Consider the following 23644-nt stretch of genomic DNA (forward strand, 5'->3'; position numbering starts at 1 on the left):
GGGCTTGCCGGATCGCGATCGGGTCAGGGCGACCAGTTGGCGATCTCGGTACGCTCTTCGTCCGTCATCTGGGTGACGTTGCCAAGCGGCATGTAGCCATTGGCCACCACTTGCTTGATCTGCTCGACCTGGCGCAGCACCTGTTCGGGCGTCTCCAGCACCACTCCGGCCGGCGGCGCCGAGAATCCATCGTATGACGGGCTTTCGGCATGACACTGGGCACAGCGATCGATGACGATCTGCTCGGCATGGCCCGCGGCCCCACCGTCGGATGCCGCCACTTGCGCCGCCGATTCGGACGCTTCGGTCTCCGACACGGCGCTGGATGTCTCGGCGGAAGCGGTCGTGGCCTCGTCGTCGACGCTGCTGGCCGGCGCGCCAACCCATATCGCGACCAGGATCAGGGCGACGCCGGCAGCCGGATAGGCCGGCTTGATCTGTCCGGCGTGCATCAGCACAAAGAACTGGCGAATCAAGGCCCCGGCGAAGATGAACAACGTCATGATCACCCAGGCCAGGTCATGGGAATACGCGAAGGAGTAGTGGTTGCTGATCATCAGCAACACCACCGGCAGCGTGAAGTAGGTGTTGTGCACCGAGCGCTGCTTGCCGCGCTTGCCGTCCAGCGGGTTCGGTGTCTCGCCGGCCTTCATCGCCTTCACCATGCGGCGCTGGCCGGGGATGATCCAGAAGAAGACGTTTGCCGACATGGCGGTGGCCATGACCGCGCCGGTCAACAGGAAGGCCGCCCGACCGGAGAAGATCTGGGTGCTCAGGTAAGCGACCACCACCATCATCACGGCCACGGCGAGGCTCAGGATGCCATCGCGGTCCATATTGGGGCTGATGCGCTTGCACAGCTCGTTGTAGATCACCCAGCCACCGAGCAGGAACAGCAGCGCCACCACATTGGCCTGCCAGCCGCTCAGGTTGGCAGCCCACTCCCAGTCGCTGCCTGGATTGACCAGATAGAAGCTCGGGTTGGCCATGTACAGCAGCACGAACAGCGCGAAACCCGACAGCCAGGTGGCATACGATTTCCAGAATGACCAGTGCAGATCCTCGGGCAACTTCGCCGGGGCGCTGGCGTACTTCTGGTTATGGTAGAAACCGCCGCCGTGCACGGCCCACATCTCGCCGAACACGCCCTTCTGCTTGTCCTCGTCGGCCTTGGGCGAGCGCAGGCTGTTGTCCAGCATCACGAAATAGATCGATTCGCCGATCCAGGCAATGGCGGCGATCACATGCAGCCACCTCAACAGGAGGTTGGCGAAATCCAGAAAATAGGCTTCCATCGGTCAGGCCTCGTTGGAATTATGCGGTTGTTGTCTTGGTGAACGCTTCCCTCAGCTTCCCCGATAGGTGGAGTAGCTGTAAGGCGACAGCAGCAGCGGCACATGATAATGCTGGGACGCATCGGCCACCCCGAAGCGCAGCGGAATCACGTCCAGAAAGCGCGGCGCGTCGCCGGCCACGCCCTGCCGGTCCAGATACTCGCCGGCATGGAAGACCAGTTCGTATTCGCCGACACCGAAGGCCTCGCCTTCCAGGATGGGCGAATCGCAACGACCGTCATCGTTGGTCACGACCTCGGTCAGCCGGGTGCGCTCGCCGCCTTCGAGACGATAGACCTCGATACGGATGCCCTTGCCCGGAAGCCCCGAGGCAGTATCCAGCACATGCGTCGTCAGGTATCCCATGTGTTTCTCCTCCAGTCGTTGGAACCGGCGTACCCTGGCCTGCCTGACGCACGTCTCTCGACGGCGGCGCTCAGAGGCACGCTGCTCTTGAAGACATTTTTAGTACCAATAAGGGTACATTTCAAAACATTTTTTGTATACAGTTTATCGGAGCACCATAACGCGAACCTGATTCCCGACCGCAAGGAGACTCCCGTCATGAGTGACAAGCTGCTCTCTCCCCGTCCCAGCACACTGGATCGGGACGCTTTCATCGATCAGTATGGCGACATCTACGAGCACTCGCCCTGGGTGGCCGAACTGGCCTGGGAGCGTGGCCTGGGCGCTGCCCAAGACACGCCGGAAGGCCTCGCCGCGACCATGGGCGAGGTGCTGGCATCGGCCGACGCCGAGCGTCAGCTGGAAGTGATTCGCGCCCACCCCGACCTGGCCGGCAAGGCTGCGGTCGCCGGCGAGCTCACCGATGATTCCACCCGGGAACAGGCCGGCGCCGGCCTCGACCAGTGCACACCGGAGGAGCTGGCTCGCTTCGAACGCCTGAACGAAGCCTACAAGGCCCGTTTCGGCTTCCCCTTCGTGATGGCCGTCAAGGGCAGCGATCGCCATGCCATCCTGGAGGCATTCGAGACGCGCCTGAAGAACGACCTCGCCGAGGAGCGCCGCACCGCTATCGAACAGATCAACCGGATCGCCGCCTTCCGGCTCAGCGACCGCGCCGCCTGAAGGTTCGGGCCAGGACCACTATACTGACGGAACGCCAAGCGGCATTGAGGACGATGCGATGTTCCGTCACCGACTGGAAGCCGCCGAGTCGCTGGCACGGCGGCTCACCCACCTGAAGGGGCAGAACCCGCTGATACTCGCCATCCCCCGGGGTGGCGTGCCCATGGGACGACGCATCGCCGATATCCTGGAAGGTGAACTGGATGTCGTGCTGGTGCGCAAGCTGGGCGCGCCGGGCAGTCCGGAATTCGCCATCGGCGCGGTTGGCGAAGGGGATCGCATCTGGCTGGAAGACAGCGCCAATCGCTTCGGCGAAGCCGCGATCACCCGGGAGATCGAGCGGCAGCGGGCGCTGATCGCAGAGCGCCGCCAGCGTTACACGCCGGTACGTGCGCCCATCGATCCGGCCGAGCGTCTCGTCGTCGTCGTGGATGACGGCAGTGCCACCGGAGCGACCATGACGACCGCCCTGGAAAGCCTTCGGCCACGTGGCCCCGCACGCCTGATCGCCGCCCTCGGCGTGGCCCCGCCGGAGACCCTGGCACGCCTGGAGCGCCTTGCCGACGAGGTGATCTGCCCCGAGACACCGGCACACTTTCGTGCCGTCGGCCAGTTCTACGCCGACTTCTCACCGGTCGACGACGATGAGGTGATTCACTTGCTGGGCAGTCAGCCGGGATAAGAGCTCTTCGCGCTTCAGCGGTAAGCGCCCTCGATATCCGTAATCCGCGTCGCCTGGCGACCCAATCCGCCGTACAGATCGAGCATGCGCTCGAGCCAGGCATGGACGGGATCGGCATTGGAGACCAGGTCGGCACTGGAGACACAACGCGCCCACATGAACTTGCCAAAGACGATGTAGTCGGCCCCGCCCGGCACCTCGCCATCGAGATACGACGCTTCCCCGAGCCGCGCGCGCAGCGGTTCCAGGGCGGTGTCGAGCTGCGACAGCCCCCTCACCGGCGAATGCACCTCCTCCAGGCTACGGCCGAAGCGCTTCTCGCGGGTCTCGCGGAAATACTCCCGGTCATCCGGGTGAATGGCATTGAGCAGATCCATGATGATGATGCGCAGTATCGCCGGCGCCAGGGAACGCTCGGAATAATGCGCCAGGAAACGCCCGCGCGCGTCCGCCATGCTGTCTCCCAGCAGCGGCGCCTCGGGATAGGCACGATCCAGATAGCGAAGGATCTCGTAGCTGTCGGCCACCACCGTCTCGCCGTCGACGAGCACCGGAACCTTGTCATGGTTGGCGAAGGCCAAGGCTTGTTTCTCGCTGAAGCGCCAGGGGCGTGTTTCGACATCGAGCCCCTTGTGAGCCAGGGCATAGCGCACCCGCCAGCAATAGGGAGAGAAACGCAGCGCCTCGTCGATACCGCAGAGATCGTAGAGCACCCGTGACATGCCGACTCCTCATGTTCGATGAAGGAAAGACTCGATAGTGCCAGCCCGCCCCCCGACTCGCCAATTGTCTTTCCTCTCTTGTGCTTTGGTATAGCCACTTGGGTGTCGCCGCCTCGAGGTCACGCACTTCACACCGGCCAACTCATTGAATTGCCGAGCGGAGACATCGCATGACGCCGGACCGTCATGCCGGATCAATTGGTCAGACCAATGCGCCATGAATCGTCAAGGAGGCTGCCAGCGCCTATCGTGGTAGGACGTCCCGGCAAGCGCCATCCTGGCCGGCCGGGGCCATGCGGCGACCGGCACACGGCGGTCGTCGCGATATCCACTCCATTCAACCCAAAAAACGGAAAATAATTCCATAGATTTATGATGCGCTTTTCCCTAGCATCGAGATCAGTGGATGCCATTCCGTGACACCGGAGCCGCCATGAACCTCCTCTTCGACGAGCGACTCGACGGCGAGCTGCCCCGCCGCGACAAGGCGGAGGTGCTCGCCGAGCTGCAAGCCAGCCTGCCGACCCTGACCCTGCTGCATCGCGAGGAGGACCTGCGTCCCTTCGAGTGCGACGGTCTGGCCGCCTATCGCGTGCTGCCCATGCTGGTGGCCTTGCCCAGTGATCTCGAGCAGGTCGTCACCCTGATGCGCCGTTGCCACGAGCTTGGTGTTCCCGTGGTCACGCGCGGCGCCGGCACCGGGCTGTCCGGCGGTGCCCTGCCGCTGGAGCGCGGCGTGCTGCTGGTGATGTCGCGCTTCCAGCGCATTCTGGAACTAGACCCGGAAGCGCGCATCGCCCGCGTCCAGCCCGGCGTTCGCAACCTGGCCATCACCGAGGCGGCAGCTCCGCACGGCCTTTACTACGCGCCCGATCCGTCGTCGCAGATCGCCTGCTCCATCGGCGGCAACGTGGCCGAGAACGCCGGCGGCGTGCACTGCCTGAAGTACGGCCTGACGGTGCACAATGTGCTCGCCCTGGAGATCGTCACCCTCGAGGGCGAGCGCATGCGGCTCGGCGGCGAGGCCCTGGACGCCCCGGGCTTCGACCTGCTCGCGCTGTTCAACGGCTCCGAAGGCATGCTCGGCGTGGTGACCGAGGTCACCGTGAAACTGCTGCCGAAACCGGAAACCGCCAAGGTGGTGATGGCCAGTTTCGACGATGTCGGCAAGGCCGGCCAGGCCGTGGGCGACATCATCGCCGCGGGTATCGTCCCCGGCGGCCTGGAAATGATGGACAACCTGGCCATCCGTGCCGCTGAAGACTTCGTCCACGCCGGCTACCCGGTGGACGCCGAGGCGATCCTGCTCTGCGAGCTGGATGGCGTGGAGGCCGACGTGGACGACGACGTCGGCACGGTACGCCGCGTGCTCGAGAATGCCGGCGCCACCGACATCCGGCTCGCCCGGGACGAAGCAGAGCGCGCGCGGTTCTGGTCCGGACGCAAGAACGCCTTCCCGGCGGTGGGACGCATCTCGCCGGACTACTACTGCATGGACGGCACCATCCCCCGCCGCGCCTTGCCCGAGGTGCTCGGCACCATTGCCGAGCTCTCCGCCGAGTATGGACTGAGGGTCGCCAACGTCTTCCATGCCGGCGACGGCAACATGCACCCGCTGATCCTGTTCGATGCCAACCGCGAAGGCGAACTCGAACGTGCCGAGGCCCTGGGAGGCCGGATACTGGAAGCCTGCGTGGCCGCCGGCGGCTCGATCACCGGCGAGCACGGTGTGGGGCGCGAGAAGATCAACCAGATGTGCGTCCAGTTCCCGACCGGCGAGCTGACCACCTTTCATGCCGTGAAGGCAGCCTTCGATCCGGTCGGTCTGCTCAACCCGGGCAAGAACATTCCCACCCTGGCCCGCTGCGCCGAGTTCGGCGCCATGCACGTGCATCATGGCGAGTTGCCGCACCCCGAGCTGCCCCGTTTCTGAGGAGTCATCATGGCATCACCGCATCACTCCCTGCCGGACCGGGACATCAGCGAAGCACTCGGCGAGCGTATCCGCCGCGCCGATGCCGAGGGCACACCGCTGCGTATCGTCGGCGGCGACACCAAGGCCTTCCATGGGCGGCCCGTCGATGGCGCCCCCCTCTCCACTCGCGAGCATCGTGGCATCACCCACTATGACCCGGTGGAACTGATCGTCTCGGTACGCGCCGGCACGCCCCTGGCCGAGCTGGAAGCTCGCCTCGACGAACAGGGGCAACGGCTCCCCTTCGAGCCGCCCCACTTCGGCGACACCGCCACCGTCGGCGGCATGGTCGCTACCGGCTTGTCCGGGCCACGACGCCCCTGGGCCGGCAGCGTACGCGACTTCGTGCTGGGCATCCGCCTGATCGACCGCCACGGCGAATCCCTGCGCTTCGGAGGCGAAGTGATGAAGAACGTGGCCGGCTACGACCTGTCGCGGCTGATGGTCGGCGCCCAGGGCTGCCTCGGCCTGCTCGCCGAGGTCTCCCTGAAGGTACTGCCAAAACCCGCGGCGCAACACAGCCTGCGTCTCGAGATGCCACTCGACCAGGCTCGCCGCCGCCTCATCGAATGGGGCCGACAGCCGCTGCCGATCACCGCCGCCACCTGGTTCGACGGCGCCCTGCATCTACGCCTGGAAGGTGGCCCCGGCTCGGTCGAGGCCACGCGTAAATGCCTCGGCGGCGACACCCTGGACGACGCCTTCTGGTCGACGCTACGGGAACAACGTCTGGATGTCTTCACTCGGCAGGACGATCCGCGGCCGCTGTGGCGGCTCTCGCTTCCCCAGCAGGCGCCCACGCCCGAACTGGAAGGCGTCGACGAGACCGCCATGCTTCACGACTGGGCGGGCGCCCAACGCTGGCTGCGCAGTGCCGCCCCGGACAAGACAATACATGACGAGGCGGTCCGCCTGGGGGGCCACGCCACGCGCTGGACCACCGGCCGCGGCAGCCCCTTCACGCCTCTGTCGCCGGTGCTTGCCAAGTACCACCGGCGGCTCAAGGCCGAGCTCGATCCCAACGGCATCTTCAATCCCGGGCGACTCTACGCGGAGCTTTGACATGCAGACCCATTTCACCGAGCAAGACCTGGAACAGCCGCATCTCCGCGAGGCGGAGCGGGTCCTGCGCACCTGCGTGCACTGCGGCTTCTGCAACGCCACCTGCCCCACCTACCAGTTGCTGGGCGACGAACGCGACGGCCCGCGCGGGCGCATCTACCTGATGAAGACGCTGCTGGAGAGCCGCGACGACGACAACCAGGCCACCGAGGAGACACGGCTGCACCTGGACCGCTGCCTGAGCTGCCGCAACTGCGAGACCACCTGCCCCTCCGGCGTGGAATATCACAAGCTGCTCGACATCGGCCGCGCCGAGATCGAGCGCCGTGTGCCGCGCAAGGCCAGCGAGCGCGCCTTGCGTTTCGGTCTGCGCAAGGCGCTGGTCGATCCCCGGCGCTTCAAGGCACTGCTCAAGCTGGGCATGACCTTCCGCCCGGTGACGCCTCATGCACTCAGGCAGAAGCTGCCTGCCACACCGGTGGACGCCGGCGTCCGCCCCGCAGGACGACACCACGAGCGCCAGATGCTGATCCTCGAAGGGTGCGTCCAGCCCAGCCTGTCACCCAACACCAATGCCGCCACCGCGCGCGTGCTCGACCGGCTCGGCATCGGCCTGACAGCGGCGCCCGACGCCGGCTGCTGCGGCGCCGTCGACTTCCATCTCGACGCCCAGGAGGCTGGGCGCGACCGGGCAAGGGCCAATATCGACGCCTGGTGGCCGCATATCGAGGCCGGCTGCGAGGCCATCGTCCAGACCGCCAGCGGCTGCGGCGCCTTCGTCAAGGAGTATGGCGACCTCCTCGCCGACGACCCGGCCTACGCCGACAAGGCCGCCCATGTCAGTGCGCGGGCCAAGGACCTGGTAGAAATCCTCGAGGACGAGCCGCTCGACAACCTGGCCCTCGCGAACCGCGAGCGGCTCGCCTTCCACTGCCCTTGCACCCTGCAGCATGCCCAGCGGCTGGGCGGCCACGTCGAAGGGGTTCTCGCCCGACTCGGCTTCCCGTTGACACCGGTACGCGACGCCCATCTCTGTTGCGGTTCGGCCGGCACCTACTCCATCACGCAACCGACCCTTGCCACCCAACTGCGCGACAACAAGCTCGACGCCCTGGAGGAGGGCCAGCCGGATGTCATCGCCACGGCAAACATCGGCTGCCAGAGCCACCTCGCCGGTGCCGACCGAACCCCGGTGCGCCACTGGATCGAACTCGTCGACGAGGCACTGACCCGAGCCACCAACACCGCGGCACCTTAGCGCTCAACGCTTAACGCTCAACTCAGACACAACCATAAGGAGTGATTCATGGAGACCAAAGCCGTTCTCGGCCTCGCCGAGGTCAACACCATCCTCGATGCCGCCCAGCGCGAGGCCGAAGCCAACCAGTGGACCATCACCGTCGCCGTGGCCGATGACAGCGGCGAGTTGCTCGGCCTACGCCGCCTCGACGGGGCCTCACCGATGACCGCCATGATCAGCGCCCGCAAGGCACGTACCGCCGCGCTCAGCCACAAGGAAACCCAGTTCTTCGAGAACATGATCAACGAAGGACGCACTGCCTTTCTTTCCGCCCCTCTGGAAGGGCTGCTCGAAGGCGGTGTGCCGGTGGTCGTCGGCGGCCGGACGATCGGTGCCGTCGGCGTCTCCGGCGTCAAGGCCGACCAGGATGCCCAGGTAGCAAAGGCCGGCATCGCGGCGGTGCTGTAACGCTCTGGTCGACACTCGAGCGAATCGCTAAGCTGGAAGACAAGCAGCAACGACGTTCGGGAGGTCGGAGATGGCCGGCGGCTGGTCGAAGGATGGCGATGTGCAGCAGCAGATCGACGACAGTGTGCGCGACGAGCTCGAACGCGCCAGACGGGCGCTTCCCCAGGGCGCAAGCGCGCGCTTCTGCCATGAATGCGACGAGCCGATCCCCGAGGCACGCCGGGCGGCGGTTCCCGGCGTGCGCCTGTGCATCGACTGCCAGGCCGAGCGCGACAAGCGAGCCGGCGCCGCCAGCGGCTTCAACCGTCGCGGCAGCAAGGACAGCCAGCTTCGCTGAGCCCTGGTTCGCTGAGTCAGACCGCCGTCCCTCCAGCAGAGGGGCGCGGTCGCTCCTCCCGGCTCACTCTCCCCAGACGGCCCACCGCCCCTGGACGGCCCGCGCGACGCGCCGGCCATGACGCTGGCGGGGCGGGCCGCCAGGCATGCTAGACTGCCCTTTCGCCGCCTCGACAGGAGAAAGGACGCGCCATGTCTCTCGACGACCTCCACCTCAACCTGCGCAACCTGACGCCGGACGACTATCCCCAGCTCAAGACGCTGATGGATGCCGTCTACGACGATCTCGGCGGTGCCTGGCCGGAACACACCATGGAACGCCTGATCGAGGAGTTTCCGGACGGCCAGATCGGCATCGAGGACGACGGCCGCCTGGTCGGCGTGGCCCTGACGGTGCGAGTGGACTATGACGACTTCTCCAACCCTCACCAGTACGACGACCTGATCGGCCAGCGCGAGATCATCCTCAACGACGCCGAAGGCGACGCCATGTACGGCCTCGATGTGCTGATCCATCCGGCCTATCGCGGCTACCGGCTGGGCCGGCGACTCTACGAGGCGCGCAAGGAGTTGTGTCGCTCGATGAACCTGCGGGCGATCCTCGCCGGCGGACGTATTCCCCAGTATCACCAGTACGCCGACGAGCTGTCGCCCACCGAGTACATCGACAAGGTGGCCCGCAAGGAAATCCACGACCCCATCCTGTCGTTCCAGTTGGCCAACGACTTCCAGGTCAAGCGGCTGCTGCGCAAGTACCTGCCCGAGGACGAGAAATCCCAAGGCTACGCGACGCTGCTGGAGTGGAACAACATCCTCTTCGAGCCGGCAGAACGCGTGCTCGAGACACGCCGCACCCAGGTGCGCGTCGGTGCGGTGCAATGGCAGATGCGCGAGTTCGCCTCGGTGGAAGCGGTGCTGCAACAGGTGGAGTATTTCGTCGACGCCCTGGCCGACTACCAGAGTGACTTCGCCGTCTTCCCGGAGCTGTTCAACGCCCCGTTGATGGGCCTGCAGGATCGCGCCGCCCAGCAGGACCAGCTGGCCGCCATCCGTTTCCTGGCCGGCTTTACAGAGCGCTTCAGGACCGAGCTGTCACGCATGGCGGTCTCCTACAACATCAACATCGTGGCCGGCTCGATGATCGAGGTCGGCGAAGATGACCACCTCTACAACGTCGCCTACCTCTGCCACCGCGACGGCACCATCGAGCGCCAGGCCAAGTTGCACATCACGCCCCAGGAACGACGCGACTGGGTGGTCGAGGGCGGCGACGAGCTGCGGGTCTTCGATACCGATGCGGGCCGGGTCGGCATCCAGATCTGCTACGACGTGGAATTTCCCGAGCTCTCTCGCCTGCTCGCCGATCAGGACATGGATATCCTCTTCGTGCCCTTCTGGACCGATACCAAGAACGGTTACCTGCGGGTACGCCACTGCGCCCAGGCGCGGGCCATCGAGAACGAATGCTACGTCGTGCTGTGCGGCAGCGTGGGCAATGTGCCATCCATCGAGAACCTGGATATCCAGTACGCCCAGTCCTCGGTCTTCTCGCCCTCGGACTTTTCGTTTCCTCATGATGCGGTGCTCGCCGAGACCACGCCCAACACCGAGATGATCATGTTTTCCGATCTCGACCTGAACCGCCTGAAGGTGGTGCGCAACGAGGGCTCGGTCACCAATCTCAAGGATCGGCGCAAGGATCTCTTCGACCTTCGCTGGCGCGACTGGTCATGGAAATCCGGCGGCCGCACCGGCGTGGAGGAAGGCTGACACCGTGCTGCAACGCTTACGCCGCTGGCGCGCCGCTCGCTTCGAGGCCCGCCATCCCTTTCCCGAACATGACTGGCGAGAGGCCCGGGCGAGGCTGCCCTTGCTCGCCGCCTTGCCCGACGCCATGGCCGATCGGCTCGGCCACCGGGCCTGGCGCTTCCTGCACGAAAAGCGCCTGAGCCTGCATCCCGATCTGGTGGCCCAGCATGTCGAGTTCGACGCCCCCGCGCGCCTGGCCCTGGCCGCCCAGGCCTGCCTGCTCACTCTCGGCTGGAGCGAACGCGATCATCACGATGCCCTGGCCGGGGTGCATGAAATCCTGATCCTGCCCGAGGCCTTCCAGCGTCGCGTCGAAGAGATGGATGAATTCGGCGTGATGCACGAATACGACGACGAGCGCGCCGGCGAGACCTCGCACCAGGGGCCGGTGGTGGTCGCCTATCCGGACCTGATGGCCAGTGGCGGGCTGGACGGCTTCAATGTGCTGATCCACGAGCTGTCCCACAAGCTGGACATGGGCAATTCCCTGGATGCCGACGGCTTTCCGCCGCTCTCGGGCGACATGGATCCCCAGGAATGGCACCGCATCTTCACCGCCGTCTGGGACGATCTCCAGGCACGGCTCGCACACGGCGAGGCCACGCCCATCGACGATTACGCCGCCAGCCATCCCGGCGAATGCTTCGCGGTCTCCTGCGAATACTTCTTCACCGCACCCCGCATACTGCACGAGGCCTATCCGGCCCTCTACGGTCTGCTGTCACGCTACTTCCGACAGGACCCGACCTCCGAATACCGCCACTGACGAACTGCAGCCACAACGAAAAACACTGCCCCGACCAGTGGTCAGGACAGTGTCCGAAGCTTCTGCGAATCGCCTACAAGGTCATGAAGGGAGCGGACTCGCCATCGGTGAACCGATAGACATCCCAGTCGCCCTGCTTCTGACCAGGCATGCCAGGCGTACCGATCGGCATGCCGGCAAGACCGATGCCATCGGCATCGGGACGCTGCTCATACAACGCCTCCAGGGCCTCCATGGGCACATGTCCTTCGATCCAGTAGCTGCCCATTTCGATGGTATGGCAAGCCCCAAGACCATATGGCACACCAGCGGCCGACTTGATCTCGTTCAAATCGGCACCGTCGACGATGGTCACGTCGACGCCCATTTCCTCGAGATGCCGAGCATAGTCATCACAGCAGCCGCACTGCGGGTTCTTGTAGAGTGTCGCCGCGTCGGGCAAGGCGGCGTGAGCTAAGGAAGGGCCTGCCAGCAGTGCAGTGGACAGCATCAGGGAAGCGATTCGGCGGTTCATGAGCGAACTCCTCGGTCGGACTGGGAACGGGGCATGAAGAGATACTTGATCAGGGCCGCGATGCCCAGGCCAAGCAGCGCAAGGACGGCAAGGGGCATTATCCAGCCCAGCCAGCCCATGGCACCCATCATGGAAAAACATTCGTTGGTCGTCATGGCATGACCCTCGACGAACGTACATTGAACATATCGGCGGCAGACGCGCCACCGAGCAATGGTCGGTCGTTCAGTCAGGCTCTGGGAGGGCGACGAGGAGGTGGGGGAATATGATCGATCATTGCCGGCGCAGGACCGCTGGCCAGCGGTTCGGTTCGCGTGTCCGGCAATACGGCGTGGGTCGGCACGGGGGAACAGACAACACAGCCCGGCTCGTCATCGACATCGTTCGGGGCAGCCTGGGCCATGAGGCAGTCCGAGGCACATGCCGCCATGGCAGGCGTCGCCAGGCTCGGGCTCAGCACGACCAGCACGAGGAGCAGCGCCAGCAGGCGGCTCCCTGGTATGCGATGTCGTAACGTCTCAAGCCCGATCATGGTCAGATTCCGCAGGCATGGTCCCCATGCAACTCGGCTATCCTGCCACCCGCCATCCTCCGACTCAAGACGACACGCGCCCCACCAGCCACTCCCACAGCCTGGCCGCCTCGGTACGGGGCCGTCGTCGCGCCGGTCTTACCAGCCAGAAGCCTTCGTCGCTGGGCACCGCCAGGGCGAGCGGCGCCACCAGGTCATCGCGCTTCTCGAGCAAGCGGCGGTGCGTCAGGGCCACGCCACCGCCCTGTCCGGCCAGCGCCAGGGTCATGACCTGGCTGTCACAGGTCAATGACGGACACCGCGACTCCAGGCCCGGCTGGCCGGCCTGTTCCAGCCAGGTCGGCCAGCCCACGGCAAAGCCGACAGCATGCAGCAGGGTATGTCGCGCCAGGTCGGCAGGCTCGGCGATATCCTCGGCCAGCGCCGGGGAACAGGCCGGCAGCATGGCTTCCTCGCCGAGCGAGATCGCTTCCACGCCCTGCCAGTCGCCACGCCCGTAGCGGATCTCGATATCGGCGCCCTCGGGACCGAAATCATCGGGCCAGATGGCACTGACCAGGCGCACGGCAATCTCGGGATGGGCACGCTGGAAAACCGGCAGACGCGGCGCCAGCCAGTTCTGCTGAATCACCGGGGTAGTGCGCAATGTCACCTGGGCGTCGCCCCCCGCGCCACCGAATACCTCACTGGTACCCTCGCCGAGACGCAGGAAAGCATCCTGGATAGAAGGCAACCAGGCCTGCCCGACCGGCGTCAGGCTCAGGCTGCGGGGGTGGCGTACGAACAACTTCTGGCCAAGACGATCCTCGAGCAGACGAATGCGTTGACTGACCGCCGCCTGGGTCACGCCCAGTTCGTGCCCGGCGGCGGTGAAACTAAGGGTTCGCGCCGCGGCTTCGAAGGCCTGCAACCAGCCCAGAGGAGGTAATCCCGTCATGCAGCGTGTCCCATCATGAAAAAGTCACACATAAGCAGAATTTGGCCATAGGGGTCAGATTAATCGTTTGTCAGCGCGCCAGGCAATCGCCACCCTGTGCGCCACACGCATCACAGGAGGCAACCATGACGACTGCCACTCCGTCCAGGCCCCAGCAACCCCGCATCGCCTGGCCCATGGGCGAGCTGGCCGACCACAGCGGCAGCTATTCCCTCATCGATGCCCTGACCAGCGGCGCCCGAGTGACGCTGACCTGGGAGGACCGTCAGCAGGCCCACTTTCCCTTGAGCTGGCTGCGCGACCACTGCCCCTGCAGTGAGTGCCGCCATGCCGCGACACGAGAGCGCCTGTACATTCCCTTCGAGCTCCCCGAGACGGCCCCCAAGGCTCGCCTCGAAGACGGCAACCTCGAGCTGACCTGGGCCGATGGACACATCAGTCGTTTCGACGCCGGCTGGCTCCGGCAACGTCGCCCCGGCCAGGAGAGCGGCGACCATGTCCCCGCGCGTCGCCCCTGGGCCGAAGGCTTCCAGCCGACCCGCGTCGCCCACAGTGACTTCGTGGATGGCGCCGCAGGCGAGCGCGAATGGCTGACGGCGTTGCTGCGCGATGGCCTGGTACTGCTCGAGGACGGCCCCCTCGCCGACGAAGAAGTCAGTCGCCTGGCCGAACGCATCGGCCCCTTGCGCGCCACCAACTTCGGTGCGCGCTTCGACGTGCGCTCCAAGCCCAACCCCAACAACGCCGCCTACACGGCGATCGGCCTGCCGCTGCACACCGACCTGCCCAACTGGCGCCAGCCACCGGACATCCAGCTGCTGTACTGCCTGGAAAACGACGCCGAGGGTGGCGAGTCGACCTTCACCGATGGCTTCGCCGCCGCCGAGGCGCTGCGCGAGCGTTCTCCGGAAGCCTTCCGCCTGCTCAGCGAGACACCGATCGACTTTCGCTTCCAGGACGACGAACACGACATCGCCTGGCGTGCCCCCATCATCACGCTGGATCACAATGGTCAGTTGCTCGAGATACGCTTCAACAACTGGATCCGTGACTCCCTGCGCCTGCCCCTGGAACAGGCCGACGCCTGGTATCGCGCCTATCGCGAATTCTGGGACCTGGTGCACGACCCGCGCCAGCGCCTCGAATTCTCCCTCCTGCCCGGTCAGATGATTGCCTTCGACAATCGCCGTGTGCTCCATGGGCGCAACGCCTTCAACCCCAACAGCGGGCGCCGTCATCTGCAAGGCACCTATCTCGACCTCGACCTGCTCGAGTCTCGCTTGCGAGTCCTGGCACGTTCCGCCTGAGGCCGCGTTCCTTTCGTCATGAATCCATCGCCGGGTCGCCACGACCCGGCCATCAGGAGACAATAATATGCGAACCCGTTCGACAGCCGCCCTGCTGAGCCTGCCTCTGGTCCTCGGCCTTGCCGCACCGACGATGGCGGACGACGCCACCCTGGATGTCGGCGTGCCGGCCTGGCCCGGTATCACCGTCAAGACCGAGATCGCCGCGCAACTGCTGACACCGCTCGGTTACACGACGCGTACCGAAGAGCTCGGCATGCAGGTCGTCTATCAAGGACTCGACAGCGGCGATCTGGATGTCTTCCTCGGTGGCTGGCTGCCGGCCCAGAACAGCCTTTATACCCCGCTCGAGGAGAGCGGCGCGATCACCTCGCTGGCCAACAATGTCGACGGGGCGCGCATGACCCTGGCCGTTCCCGAGTACCTCTACGCGCAAGGCATCCAGAGCTTCGCCGACCTGGATGCCAACCGGGACGACTTCGACGGCAAGATCTTCGGTTTCGGCGCCGGCTCTGCCGCCAGCGAGATCCTCAACGAGGCCATCGCCAACGACACCTGGGGGCTGGGTGACTGGCAACTGGTGGATACCAGCGTGGTCGGCATGCTCACCGCGGCCCGCGACGCCATCTCCCGGGAGGAGCCCATCGTCTGGGTCGGCTGGACGCCTCACTGGATGAACCTCGAACTGGACATGCGCTATCTCGACGATCCGCAAGACCTGTTCGGCGAGAACAACGGCGCCAGCCAGGTGCTGACCGTAGCACGCAGCGATTACGCTGAGGCACATCCCAACCTGGTCGACTTCTTCACCAACTTCACCTTCTCCGCCGAAGAGCAGAGCTGGATGATTCGCGAGTTCGGCCAGCAGGAACGCAGTGCAGAGAGCGTGGCCCGACAGTGGCTGCGCGAGCACCCTTCGCGCGTCCAGGCCATGCTGGAAGGCGTGACGACCCGTGACGGCGAACAACCTGCCTGGCCAGCCGTCGAAGGCACCTTCGGTGAAGGGAGTGCCGAATGAGGCACTGCTGAGCCACAAAGGCCGCAATGCCCGATGGTCACTTTGGCCATCGGGCACTCTGCCGTATCCTGTGGCGAGACGTTCACCAGGAAATCGCTTGCCTCATGTCCCGCCCGCTCAGCATTCTTCTCATCGTCCTGCTCGCTCTCGTTTCCCTCGGCCTGCTATGGCAATGGCTAGCCATGCAGGACCTGCTCACCGTGGATAGTCTGATGGCGCTGGCCCAAGGCTCGGTGGCCTGGCGCGATACCAGTTGGGCGGTACTGGTGGTGGTCGCCATCTACGCCGCCGCCTCGCTGGTGATGTTCCCGCTGAGCCTGCTGGTCGCCCTGACCGGCCTGCTGTTCGGTCCCTGGTGGGGCTTTGCTTATGCCCTGGCCGGCACCCTGGCCGCCTCCATCCTGACCTGGTGGATAGGACGCCGCTTGGGGCGCGATGCCTTGCTGCGCCACGGTGGCAAGCACCTCAAGGGCCTCTCCCGCTATCTTTCAGGGCGCGGCATCCGCACCATGACCGTCGTCAACCTGCTGCCACTGGCTCCCTTCACCCTGACCAACATGATGGCCGGCGCCTTCCACCTGCGCTTTCGCGACTACATGATCGGCTCGACCCTGGGCATCGTGCCGGGCTTGGTCGGCATCACCCTGCTGGGCAGCCAGCTTGGCGAGCTGGTCACCGCGGAGAGCAGCCGAGAAGCGGTCCTGGCCCTGCTCGGACTGTTGGCGGGCATCGGGGTACTTTACGGCCTCAAACGTTGGGCGGAGCGGCGCCGTCGCCGTTGAAGAGGATCACTCCGAAGGGACGCTGGGCTCATCCTGGCGGCCGCCCGGCCACCAGGAGGGGCGCTCCTGCTCCCACTCCCCCTGAACCAGGTGACGCAGCAATCGTCCCCGATAGCACAGCATCTGCCATTCGGCGCCCAGGCGCCCCCTGACTCGGTCCCAGCCGCCGTCGTCGGCGTGAGTGAAGGGACCGCCCCGTGCAATGACGTCGCGGTAGACCGACAGGCAGCGCTCGGCACAGCGCCGCTCATCGTAGTTGGCCGCCGTCTCCAGAGCCCCCTGGCGCAACGGCTCACGACATCGCGCCTCGGCCAGTGCCTCCAGCGCGCAGGCCAGTCCCTCGGTGTCGTCTTCGGGCAGCAGGCGCCCGTTTTCGCCATCCACCACCACCTCGACGACACCCGGTGCGGCGACCGCCACCACCGGCAAGCCGGCGGCCATCGCCTCGGCTACCACCATGCCCTGGGTCTCGCTGTGCGACGCGAACGCGAAGACATCCATGGCATGATAGGCATCGATCAACGCCCGCCCCTGCAGGCGCCCCGTGAAGTGAAAGCGCTCTGCCACGCCCTGTTCCTCGGCGATCTCGCGCATCACCTGGGCGGCATCGCCGTCACCGACGACCAGGAAGTGCGCCTCGGGACGCCTGCTCAGCGCCAGTGATACCGCCTCGGCCAGGAAAGGCAAGTTCTTCTCCCGCGCCAGCCGGCCCAGATGGCCGATGACATACGCATCCTCGGGAATGCCCATGCGGCGCCGGCAATCCTCCCCGTTGCCGAGCGCGAAACGGTTGGTATCCACACCGCTCGGCACCACCCGAATTGCCGAATTGGCCTCGCGTTCGAGCAGCAGGTCGCGGATGCTCTCGCTGGGCGCAATGACGCTGTCGCACAACCAGCTGTACTGGGTGGCAAGCGCGATGGCGAAGCGCTGCATGCGCGGCGAATCGCCGGGCACATAATGGGTGTAATGCTCATAGAGCGTATGGTGGGTGAACACCAGCGGCAGGCCATAGGTCTCGGCGGCACGCGCGGCGGTGTCGCCCAGCAGGAAGGGATGATGGGAGTGGACGATATCCGGTTCGAAATCCTCGATGGCTTCGTAGAGTTGACCGGGCATCGGCACAGGCAAGGAGAAGTCGCTGCCGTTGAAGTGCTGTACCGCCGCCACCCTGACCACATCCGTCTCGTTCTCGGGCTGGCCCTCCAGGCGAGGCGCCACGACCAGGACACGGTGGCCCGCCATGCACAGCTGACGCTTGAGACGCTGCACCGACTCGCTGACCCCGCCGACGATCGGTTGGTAGGTATTGGTGAACATCAGCACATTCACTGGGGCGACTCTCCTGTCAGAACACTCCGGGGAAGCGAGCGCGATGGCACGCGTCCCGCCATCTCCCGTTCGAGATAGGCGACGAAGGCACGAATCCGCAAGGGCACGTGGCGACGCTGATGATACACGGCATGAAAGTCGGCGCGCACTCCTCGCCACTCCGGCAGCAGCTCGATCAGACGTCCTGCGGACAAGTCATCGTGGACATCCCACCAGGAGCGCAGCGCCACGCCATGACCGTCACGGGCCAAGCGGCGGACCACCTCGCCATCGTTGCTGGCCATGGGACCCGCTACCTTCACCGCACGTTCCTCGCCTGGCGTGTCACGACGCTGGAAGCGCCACACGGTGTGGTCGCTGCCGTTCTCGCGAATCACCAGACAGGGATGCGACGACAGATCGCGGGGATCGCGCAGCGGCGACATGCGCTCGACATAGGCCGGCGCCGCGCAGAGCACGCGGCGGTTGGCGAGGATGCGTCGTGCCACCAGGCGCGAGTCCGGCGGCGCACCGACGCGAATGCCGATATCGAATCCCTGCTCGAACAGGCTGGCAGGGAAATTGGTCAGCTCGAGACTGCCCTCGATATGCGGGTGAAGGGCACAAAAGTCCGAGAACAGAGGCGCCACATGCCGCCGACCGAAACCGAAGGTGGCATTGATGCGCAGCGGTCCGGACAGCTCGGCTCGGTGATCGCCCAGCGTTTCCTCCAGCTCGCCGAGCTCGTCGAGGATCGCCGCGCCCCGGCTCAGGTAGAGCTCGCCCTCGGCGGTCAGCGTCAACCGCCGCGTGGTGCGATGGGCCAGGGAGACGCCCAGGCGAGCCTCGAGCTGCTTGAGCCGCTTGCTCACCGCCGAGAGTGAGAGTCCCAGCTCACGGGCGGTGGCGGTCAAGCTACCGGCCCGCGCCAGGCGTTGAAAGAAGGCCAGGTCATCGAGCTGAGACAAGATATTCTCCACTCATGCGCAACAATACCTTTCACTCTAGCCCGATTATCTCTTTCCGCCCAAGGAGTAGGCTATGCCTGACCCGGACAGTCAGCGCCCGGCCATGCGACCCGGTTCCATTCCCTGGTACGCCATGACGGCTACTACATGAAAAGAGGTGACAACATGACCCATCGCATCGCCGTGATGCCCGGCGACGGCATCGGCACCGAAGTGGCTCCGGAAGGCCGGCGTGCCCTGGAGGCCGCCGCACGACGCTTCGATATCGCACTCGACTTCGAGACCTTCGACTTCGCCAGCTGCGACTATTATCTCGCACACGGCCGGATGCTGCCCGAGGACTGGCGCCAGATCCTCGGTGAGTTCGACGCCTTGTTCTTCGGTGCGGTGGGCTGGCCGGAAAAGGTCCCGGACCATGTATCGCTATGGGGATCGCTGCTGCAATTCCGCCGTGAGTTCGACCAGTACGTTAACCTTCGCCCCTGCCGACTGCTGCCCGGCATCAAGAGCCCGCTGGCCGGCCGGCAACCTGGCGACATCGACTTCTACGTGGTGCGCGAAAACACCGAGGGCGAATATTCCAGCGTCGGTGGCACCATGTTCGAGGGCACCGACCGCGAAGTGGTCATCCAGGAGACGGTGATGACCCGGACCGGTGTCGACCGGGTGCTGAAATACGCCTTCGACCTGGCCGCCAGCCGCCCTCGCAAGAAACTCACCTCGGCCACCAAATCCAATGGCATCGCCATCACCATGCCCTGGTGGGACACGCGCGTGGCCGCTGCAGCCGAGCACTATCCGGAGGTTTCGGTCGATCAGTTCCACATCGACATCCTGACCGCCAACTTCGTGCTCCACCCGGACTGGTTCGACGTGGTGGTGGCCAGTAACCTGTTCGGCGACATCCTCTCCGATCTCGGCCCGGCCTGCACCGGCACCATCGGCGTGGCGCCTTCAGCCAACATCAATCCGGAAGGACGCTTTCCCAGCCTGTTCGAGCCGGTGCACGGCAGCGCGCCGGACATCGCCGGGCGCGGCATCGCCAATCCCATCGGCCAGATCTGGTCCGGAGCGATGATGCTCGAACACCTCGGATATCCCGAGGCCGGGCGCGCGATGCTCGCCGCCATCGAAGCGGTCCTCGACGAAGGCGACGAACGCATCCTGACGCCGGACCTCGGCGGTCAGGGCTCGACGCAGGCCCTGGGGCGAGCCATCGCCGAGCGCATCGCGAGCTGACCCAGTGGCTACCTGGGCCCAGGCATGATCAGCCTTCGCGCCGACCGTCGACCAGACGCTCAAAGCCTTCCGGGTTATGGGCCTTGAGGACATCCGGCAGCAGCGCATCCGGCATGTCCTGATAGCAGACCGGGCGCAGGAACCGGAAGATCGCCGCACTGCCGACGGACGTGGTGCGGGTATCCGAGGTCGCCGGGAAGGGTCCGCCGTGAACCATCGCATCGCACACTTCGACACCGGTCGGCCAACCGTTGACCAGAATCCGTCCCGCCTTGCGCTCGAGCGTTGGCAGCAAGGCGCGGGCGGCATCCAGGTCGGCGTCGTCCATCTGCAGCGTGGCGGTAAGCTGGCCTTCCAGGCACTCGGCCACTTTGGCAAGCTCGGCGACACCCGAGCACTCGACCACCAGCGAGGTGGCGCCGAAGACTTCCGCCTGCAGCGCCTCGCTGGCCAGGAAATCCTGTGCCGAGGCCGCGAACAAACCGGTTCGGCACTGATTGGGGCCTTCGCCCTTCCGGCCACGCGCGACCTCACGCACCCTGTCGTTGCCAGCCAGCGTGACCACGCCGTCTTCGTAGGCCTCGAAGATCCCCGGCGTGAGCATGGTCTGGGCAGCACTGGCCTCGACCGCTTCAGCGGCAGCCGCCATGAAGGCGTCGAGGGCCGCCCCCTTGACCGCGATCACCAGCCCCGGATTGGTGCAGAACTGGCCGGCTCCCATGTTGAGAGAACCGACGAAGGCCTCACCCAGCGCCTGGCCGCGCGCCTCGAGCGCTGCTGGCAACAGGAACACCGGATTGATCGAGCTCATCTCGGCGTAGAAGGGAATCGGCTCGGGACGCGACTGGGCGATCTGCCATAGCGCCAGGCCGCCGCTGCGCGAACCGGTGAAGCCGGCCGCCTTGATCCGCGAGTCCTTGACCAGAGCCTGGCCGACTTCGCGACCGGAACCGAACAGCAGGGAAAACACGCCTTCCGGCAGGCCGCACTTTTTGACCGCCGCCTGAAGGGCCCGCCCGACCAGCTCGCTGGTACCAGGGTGCGCGGAATGCGCCTTGACGATCACCGGACAACCGGCGGCCAGGGCGGATGCCGTGTCGCCACCGGCGACGGAAAAGGCCAACGGGAAGTTGCTCGCGCCGAATACCGCCACCGGGCCGAGAGCGACATGGCGCTGTCGCAGATCGGCGCGCGGCAGCGGCTGGCGATCCGGCAAGGCAGGGTCGACGCGCACATCGAGCCACTCGCCGGCGCGCACCGTCCTGGCAAACAGCCGCAGTTGCCCGCAGGTGCGCCCGCGCTCCCCCAGGAGCCGTGCCTGTGGCAGCCCGGTTTCCACCATTGCGCGTTCGATCAGGTCATCGCCGATCGACTCGATCTCGTCGGCCACGGCCTCGAGAAAGGCGGCACGCGCCTCCAGCGAGGTGTGGCGGTAATCATCGAACGCCGCCCAGGCCAGCTCGCAGGCCCGCTCGACGTCGGCCTGGGTCCCACCCGGATACCCCGGCTCGAGCGACTCGTTCGTGGCCGGGTTGATGGCCCGAATGGCCACGCGACTGCCTTCCACGGCCTGCTGACCGATCAGTAACTTGCCTTCCAGTGTCATACCACTCGTCTCCTTGACGTTGCCTCGCTTCGCTTCAATGACCGTCGCGGACGGCAACGGACCATTGCGCATACCACTCGCGGAACAGCGCGTACTGCGCCTCCACATAGTGGCGTTGTGCATCGCTGAGGACGTCGGTCTCGTTGAAGTGCAAGGCGTATTCGCGCTCACCGTTGAGCACCATGAGGTGCTTGTAATACAGCACCAGATCCGGCCCTTCATCGAAGGAAGACAGAACGCCCAGGGCGGCGTCGAGTTCCTGCGCCTGACGGCGCGCCTGGACGTCGCCTCGCGCGGCTCGCTTGCTCAGCGAGACGAGGTGCAGGACCTCCCGCGGCAGGGCATTGCCGATACCGGTGATCGCCCCAGTCGCACCGCAGTTGACGAAACCATGGACCACCGTGGTGTCGACACCGACCATCAGGGTGACGTCGTCGTCCTGCGACGTGATGTGTTCTGCCGCGTAGCGCAGATCCTCGGCGCCACCGAACTCCTTGAAGCCGATCAGGTTGGGATGTTCCTCGCGCAGAGCGAAGAACAGCTCGGCACGAGTGGCAAAACCGTAGTAAGGGCTGTTGTAGATCACGGCCGGCAGGTTCGGCGCGGCCTTCAGAATGGCGGAAAAATGGGCCTTCTGGGCCACGGACGAGGTGCCGCGCGACAGCACGCGAGGGATGACCATCAGTCCATGGGCACCGACCTCGGCGGCATGGGCCGCGTGGGAAACGGCTTCTCTGGAATTCACCGCACCAGTGCCGACGATCGTCGGCACCCCGGCGGCAACCAGGCGCGCCACCCCTTCCTGACGTTCGGCCTCGGTCAACAGCGGCCAGTCCCCCATCGAGCCACAGTACACCACGGCGCTCATGCCGATATCGATGAGCTCGCGCCCCTTGGCGACGAGCGCATCGTAATCCGGCTTGCGCTCCGGCGTGCAGGGCGTCATCAGGGCAGGAATACAGCCAGTGAAAATATTGTCGTTCATCATTGTTCCCTCCAGGGGTCTCGGGTCAGTCCAGTGCATTGGCAGCCATGCTTTCGCCGCTCTTTTTATATTTTATACAATCTTCAAAACAACTTTTGAACCCTTGTCGCTCAAAACAAGGACGACAGCACGTGAAGGCCCCACCTCAAGCGGAGGACATCGGCCTCGCCACACGGCGACTTACCAGAATGACCAACGGCTCATGTATACTGTATAAAACTTCCTTCTCGAGCCGCCGACTCCACCATGGCCTACAAGACCCGCGCCCGATTCGTTGCCGATGACATCCGCCACCGCATTCTGAACGGCGAGTTTCCCGGTGGCACACAGCTCCGCCAGGATGCCCTGGCCGCGGACTATGACGTCAGCCGAATCCCGGTACGCGAAGCGTTGCTCACTCTGGAGGCCGAAGGCCTGGTGGAGTTCTACCCGCACCGCGGCGCCTTCACGACCGAGCTCTCGGTGGCCAAGATCCGCGAACTCTTCGATCTGCGGGTACTGCTGGAAGGTCACCTGCTGCGACAGGCCATCCCGCGGATGACCGAGGCCGCTCTCCACAAGGCGGAACACATCCTCCAGGAATATGATGCCGCCCTGGACAGCGGCAGCCAGATCGATAACTGGAGCGACTACAACTTCGCCTTCCACGAGGCGCTCTACCACCCCGCCGATCTTCCCGAAGCCATGAACCTGGTGTCGCAACTCAACACCAAGTCGGACCGCTATATCCGCATGCAGCTGCTCTATACCCAGGCGATCGAGAAGGCCGAACGGGAACACCACGACCTGCTCGAGTTGTCCCGGCAAGGCGAGGTCGATGCCGCCTGCCAGTTGCTGGAGCGGCACATCCTGGAAGCCTGCGAAGGCATCGTCGCCGTGCTGGAGGGGCGAGTCCAGGCCAGCCAGACACCGGACACCGCCCAGTTGTAATCGGCATCAAGCGCCGGGATGGCCCTTGCCGC

General features: G+C 65.4%; 24 protein-coding genes. 14 read left to right on the forward strand and 10 right to left on the reverse strand.

Annotated features, from left to right (window positions below; genetic code table 11):
* Positions 1 to 23: 23 nt before the first annotated feature.
* Both HSDC_RS11110 and uraH read right to left on the reverse strand, forming a co-directional pair.
* Positions 24 to 1295: a urate hydroxylase PuuD gene (locus HSDC_RS11110; protein WP_064700030.1), complete on the reverse strand. Its 1272-nt coding sequence runs from the start codon at positions 1293 to 1295 to the stop codon at positions 24 to 26.
* A 51-nt stretch (positions 1296 to 1346) separates the two neighbouring features.
* The gene (uraH, locus tag HSDC_RS11115; RefSeq protein WP_064700031.1) at positions 1347 to 1700 is read right to left on the reverse strand and encodes a hydroxyisourate hydrolase; all 354 of its coding nucleotides are present in this window, start codon (positions 1698 to 1700) and stop codon (positions 1347 to 1349) included.
* 198 nt (positions 1701 to 1898) lie between these two features.
* Here uraH and uraD point away from each other — a divergent pair, with 198 nt between their 5' ends.
* Both uraD and HSDC_RS11125 read left to right on the forward strand, forming a co-directional pair.
* Positions 1899 to 2423 (forward strand): 2-oxo-4-hydroxy-4-carboxy-5-ureidoimidazoline decarboxylase, encoded by a 525-nt coding sequence (gene uraD / locus HSDC_RS11120; RefSeq protein ID WP_064700032.1) that lies wholly within the window; start codon positions 1899 to 1901, stop codon positions 2421 to 2423.
* 58 nt (positions 2424 to 2481) lie between these two features.
* Positions 2482 to 3105: a phosphoribosyltransferase gene (locus tag HSDC_RS11125; RefSeq protein WP_064700033.1), complete on the forward strand. Its 624-nt coding sequence runs from the start codon at positions 2482 to 2484 to the stop codon at positions 3103 to 3105.
* 14 nt (positions 3106 to 3119) lie between these two features.
* Here HSDC_RS11125 and HSDC_RS11130 read toward each other — a convergent pair whose 3' ends face one another.
* Positions 3120 to 3827, reverse strand: a complete 708-nt coding sequence (locus HSDC_RS11130; RefSeq protein WP_064700034.1) for a glutathione S-transferase N-terminal domain-containing protein — start codon at positions 3825 to 3827, stop codon at positions 3120 to 3122.
* Between the two features lie 433 nt (positions 3828 to 4260).
* On the opposite strand from HSDC_RS11130, the gene glcD reads away from it, so the two are divergent.
* The 7 genes from glcD (at position 4261) to HSDC_RS11165 (ending at position 11483) form a co-directional block, all read left to right on the forward strand.
* Entirely contained in the window at positions 4261 to 5760 is a 1500-nt protein-coding gene (glcD, locus tag HSDC_RS11135) for a glycolate oxidase subunit GlcD (RefSeq protein WP_064700035.1), read from the forward strand.
* 9 nt (positions 5761 to 5769) lie between these two features.
* Complete coding sequence (glcE, locus tag HSDC_RS11140) at positions 5770 to 6864, forward strand: glycolate oxidase subunit GlcE (RefSeq protein ID WP_064700036.1); 1095 nt, start codon at positions 5770 to 5772, stop codon at positions 6862 to 6864.
* 1 nt (position 6865) lies between these two features.
* Positions 6866 to 8122, forward strand: a complete 1257-nt coding sequence (gene glcF, locus HSDC_RS11145) for a glycolate oxidase subunit GlcF (protein ID WP_064700037.1) — start codon at positions 6866 to 6868, stop codon at positions 8120 to 8122.
* Between the two features lie 48 nt (positions 8123 to 8170).
* Positions 8171 to 8572, forward strand: a complete 402-nt coding sequence (locus HSDC_RS11150; RefSeq protein WP_064700038.1) for a heme-binding protein — start codon at positions 8171 to 8173, stop codon at positions 8570 to 8572.
* Between the two features lie 70 nt (positions 8573 to 8642).
* Positions 8643 to 8909 carry a DksA/TraR family C4-type zinc finger protein gene (locus HSDC_RS11155; protein WP_064700039.1) on the forward strand — a complete coding sequence of 89 codons (267 nt, stop codon included), beginning with the start codon at positions 8643 to 8645 and terminating at the stop codon, positions 8907 to 8909.
* A 191-nt stretch (positions 8910 to 9100) separates the two neighbouring features.
* Entirely contained in the window at positions 9101 to 10678 is a 1578-nt protein-coding gene (locus tag HSDC_RS11160) for a bifunctional GNAT family N-acetyltransferase/carbon-nitrogen hydrolase family protein (RefSeq protein ID WP_064700040.1), read from the forward strand.
* A 4-nt stretch (positions 10679 to 10682) separates the two neighbouring features.
* Positions 10683 to 11483: a M90 family metallopeptidase gene (locus HSDC_RS11165; RefSeq protein ID WP_064700041.1), complete on the forward strand. Its 801-nt coding sequence runs from the start codon at positions 10683 to 10685 to the stop codon at positions 11481 to 11483.
* Positions 11484 to 11556: 73 nt separating this feature from the next.
* Here the strand turns inward: HSDC_RS11165 and HSDC_RS11170 are convergent, their stop codons facing one another.
* The 3 genes from HSDC_RS11170 to HSDC_RS11180 form a co-directional block, all read right to left on the reverse strand.
* A complete protein-coding gene (locus tag HSDC_RS11170; protein ID WP_064700042.1) occupies positions 11557 to 11997 on the reverse strand; it encodes a DUF411 domain-containing protein in 441 nt (146 codons plus the stop codon).
* Positions 11994 to 12152: a hypothetical protein gene (locus HSDC_RS16875; protein ID WP_170862781.1), complete on the reverse strand. Its 159-nt coding sequence runs from the start codon at positions 12150 to 12152 to the stop codon at positions 11994 to 11996. Before HSDC_RS16875 ends, HSDC_RS11170 begins: the two co-directional genes overlap by 4 nt.
* A 441-nt stretch (positions 12153 to 12593) precedes the next feature.
* Positions 12594 to 13466 (reverse strand): LysR substrate-binding domain-containing protein, encoded by an 873-nt coding sequence (locus tag HSDC_RS11180; RefSeq protein WP_064700044.1) that lies wholly within the window; start codon positions 13464 to 13466, stop codon positions 12594 to 12596.
* A 125-nt stretch (positions 13467 to 13591) separates the two neighbouring features.
* Between HSDC_RS11180 and HSDC_RS11185 the strand changes: the two genes are divergently transcribed.
* The 3 genes from HSDC_RS11185 (at position 13592) to HSDC_RS11195 (ending at position 16573) form a co-directional block, all read left to right on the forward strand.
* The gene (locus HSDC_RS11185) at positions 13592 to 14773 is read left to right on the forward strand and encodes a TauD/TfdA family dioxygenase (protein ID WP_064700045.1); all 1182 of its coding nucleotides are present in this window, start codon (positions 13592 to 13594) and stop codon (positions 14771 to 14773) included.
* Between the two features lie 67 nt (positions 14774 to 14840).
* Complete coding sequence (locus HSDC_RS11190) at positions 14841 to 15791, forward strand: ABC transporter substrate-binding protein (RefSeq protein ID WP_064700046.1); 951 nt, start codon at positions 14841 to 14843, stop codon at positions 15789 to 15791.
* Positions 15792 to 15895: 104 nt separating this feature from the next.
* The gene (locus HSDC_RS11195) at positions 15896 to 16573 is read left to right on the forward strand and encodes a TVP38/TMEM64 family protein (RefSeq protein ID WP_064700047.1); all 678 of its coding nucleotides are present in this window, start codon (positions 15896 to 15898) and stop codon (positions 16571 to 16573) included.
* A gap of 6 nt (positions 16574 to 16579) precedes the next feature.
* On the opposite strand, the gene HSDC_RS11200 is transcribed toward HSDC_RS11195, so the two are convergent.
* The gene (locus HSDC_RS11200) at positions 16580 to 17905 is read right to left on the reverse strand and encodes a glycosyltransferase (RefSeq protein ID WP_064700048.1); all 1326 of its coding nucleotides are present in this window, start codon (positions 17903 to 17905) and stop codon (positions 16580 to 16582) included.
* Entirely contained in the window at positions 17902 to 18852 is a 951-nt protein-coding gene (locus HSDC_RS11205; RefSeq protein ID WP_064700049.1) for a LysR family transcriptional regulator, read from the reverse strand. The genes HSDC_RS11200 and HSDC_RS11205 overlap by 4 nt, the downstream gene beginning before the upstream one ends.
* A gap of 165 nt (positions 18853 to 19017) precedes the next feature.
* On the opposite strand from HSDC_RS11205, the gene HSDC_RS11210 reads away from it, so the two are divergent.
* Positions 19018 to 20091: a tartrate dehydrogenase gene (locus HSDC_RS11210; RefSeq protein ID WP_064700050.1), complete on the forward strand. Its 1074-nt coding sequence runs from the start codon at positions 19018 to 19020 to the stop codon at positions 20089 to 20091.
* 28 nt (positions 20092 to 20119) lie between these two features.
* Here HSDC_RS11210 and HSDC_RS11215 read toward each other — a convergent pair whose 3' ends face one another.
* Complete coding sequence (locus HSDC_RS11215; protein WP_064700051.1) at positions 20120 to 21697, reverse strand: aldehyde dehydrogenase (NADP(+)); 1578 nt, start codon at positions 21695 to 21697, stop codon at positions 20120 to 20122.
* A 34-nt stretch (positions 21698 to 21731) separates the two neighbouring features.
* A complete protein-coding gene (locus tag HSDC_RS11220; RefSeq protein WP_064700117.1) occupies positions 21732 to 22682 on the reverse strand; it encodes a dihydrodipicolinate synthase family protein in 951 nt (316 codons plus the stop codon).
* 246 nt (positions 22683 to 22928) lie between these two features.
* On the opposite strand from HSDC_RS11220, the gene HSDC_RS11225 reads away from it, so the two are divergent.
* Positions 22929 to 23612, forward strand: a complete 684-nt coding sequence (locus tag HSDC_RS11225; RefSeq protein WP_064700052.1) for a GntR family transcriptional regulator — start codon at positions 22929 to 22931, stop codon at positions 23610 to 23612.
* Positions 23613 to 23644: the final 32 nt, after the last annotated feature.

Source organism: Halomonas caseinilytica (assembly GCF_001662285.1).
GTDB lineage: Bacteria > Pseudomonadota > Gammaproteobacteria > Pseudomonadales > Halomonadaceae > Halomonas > Halomonas caseinilytica.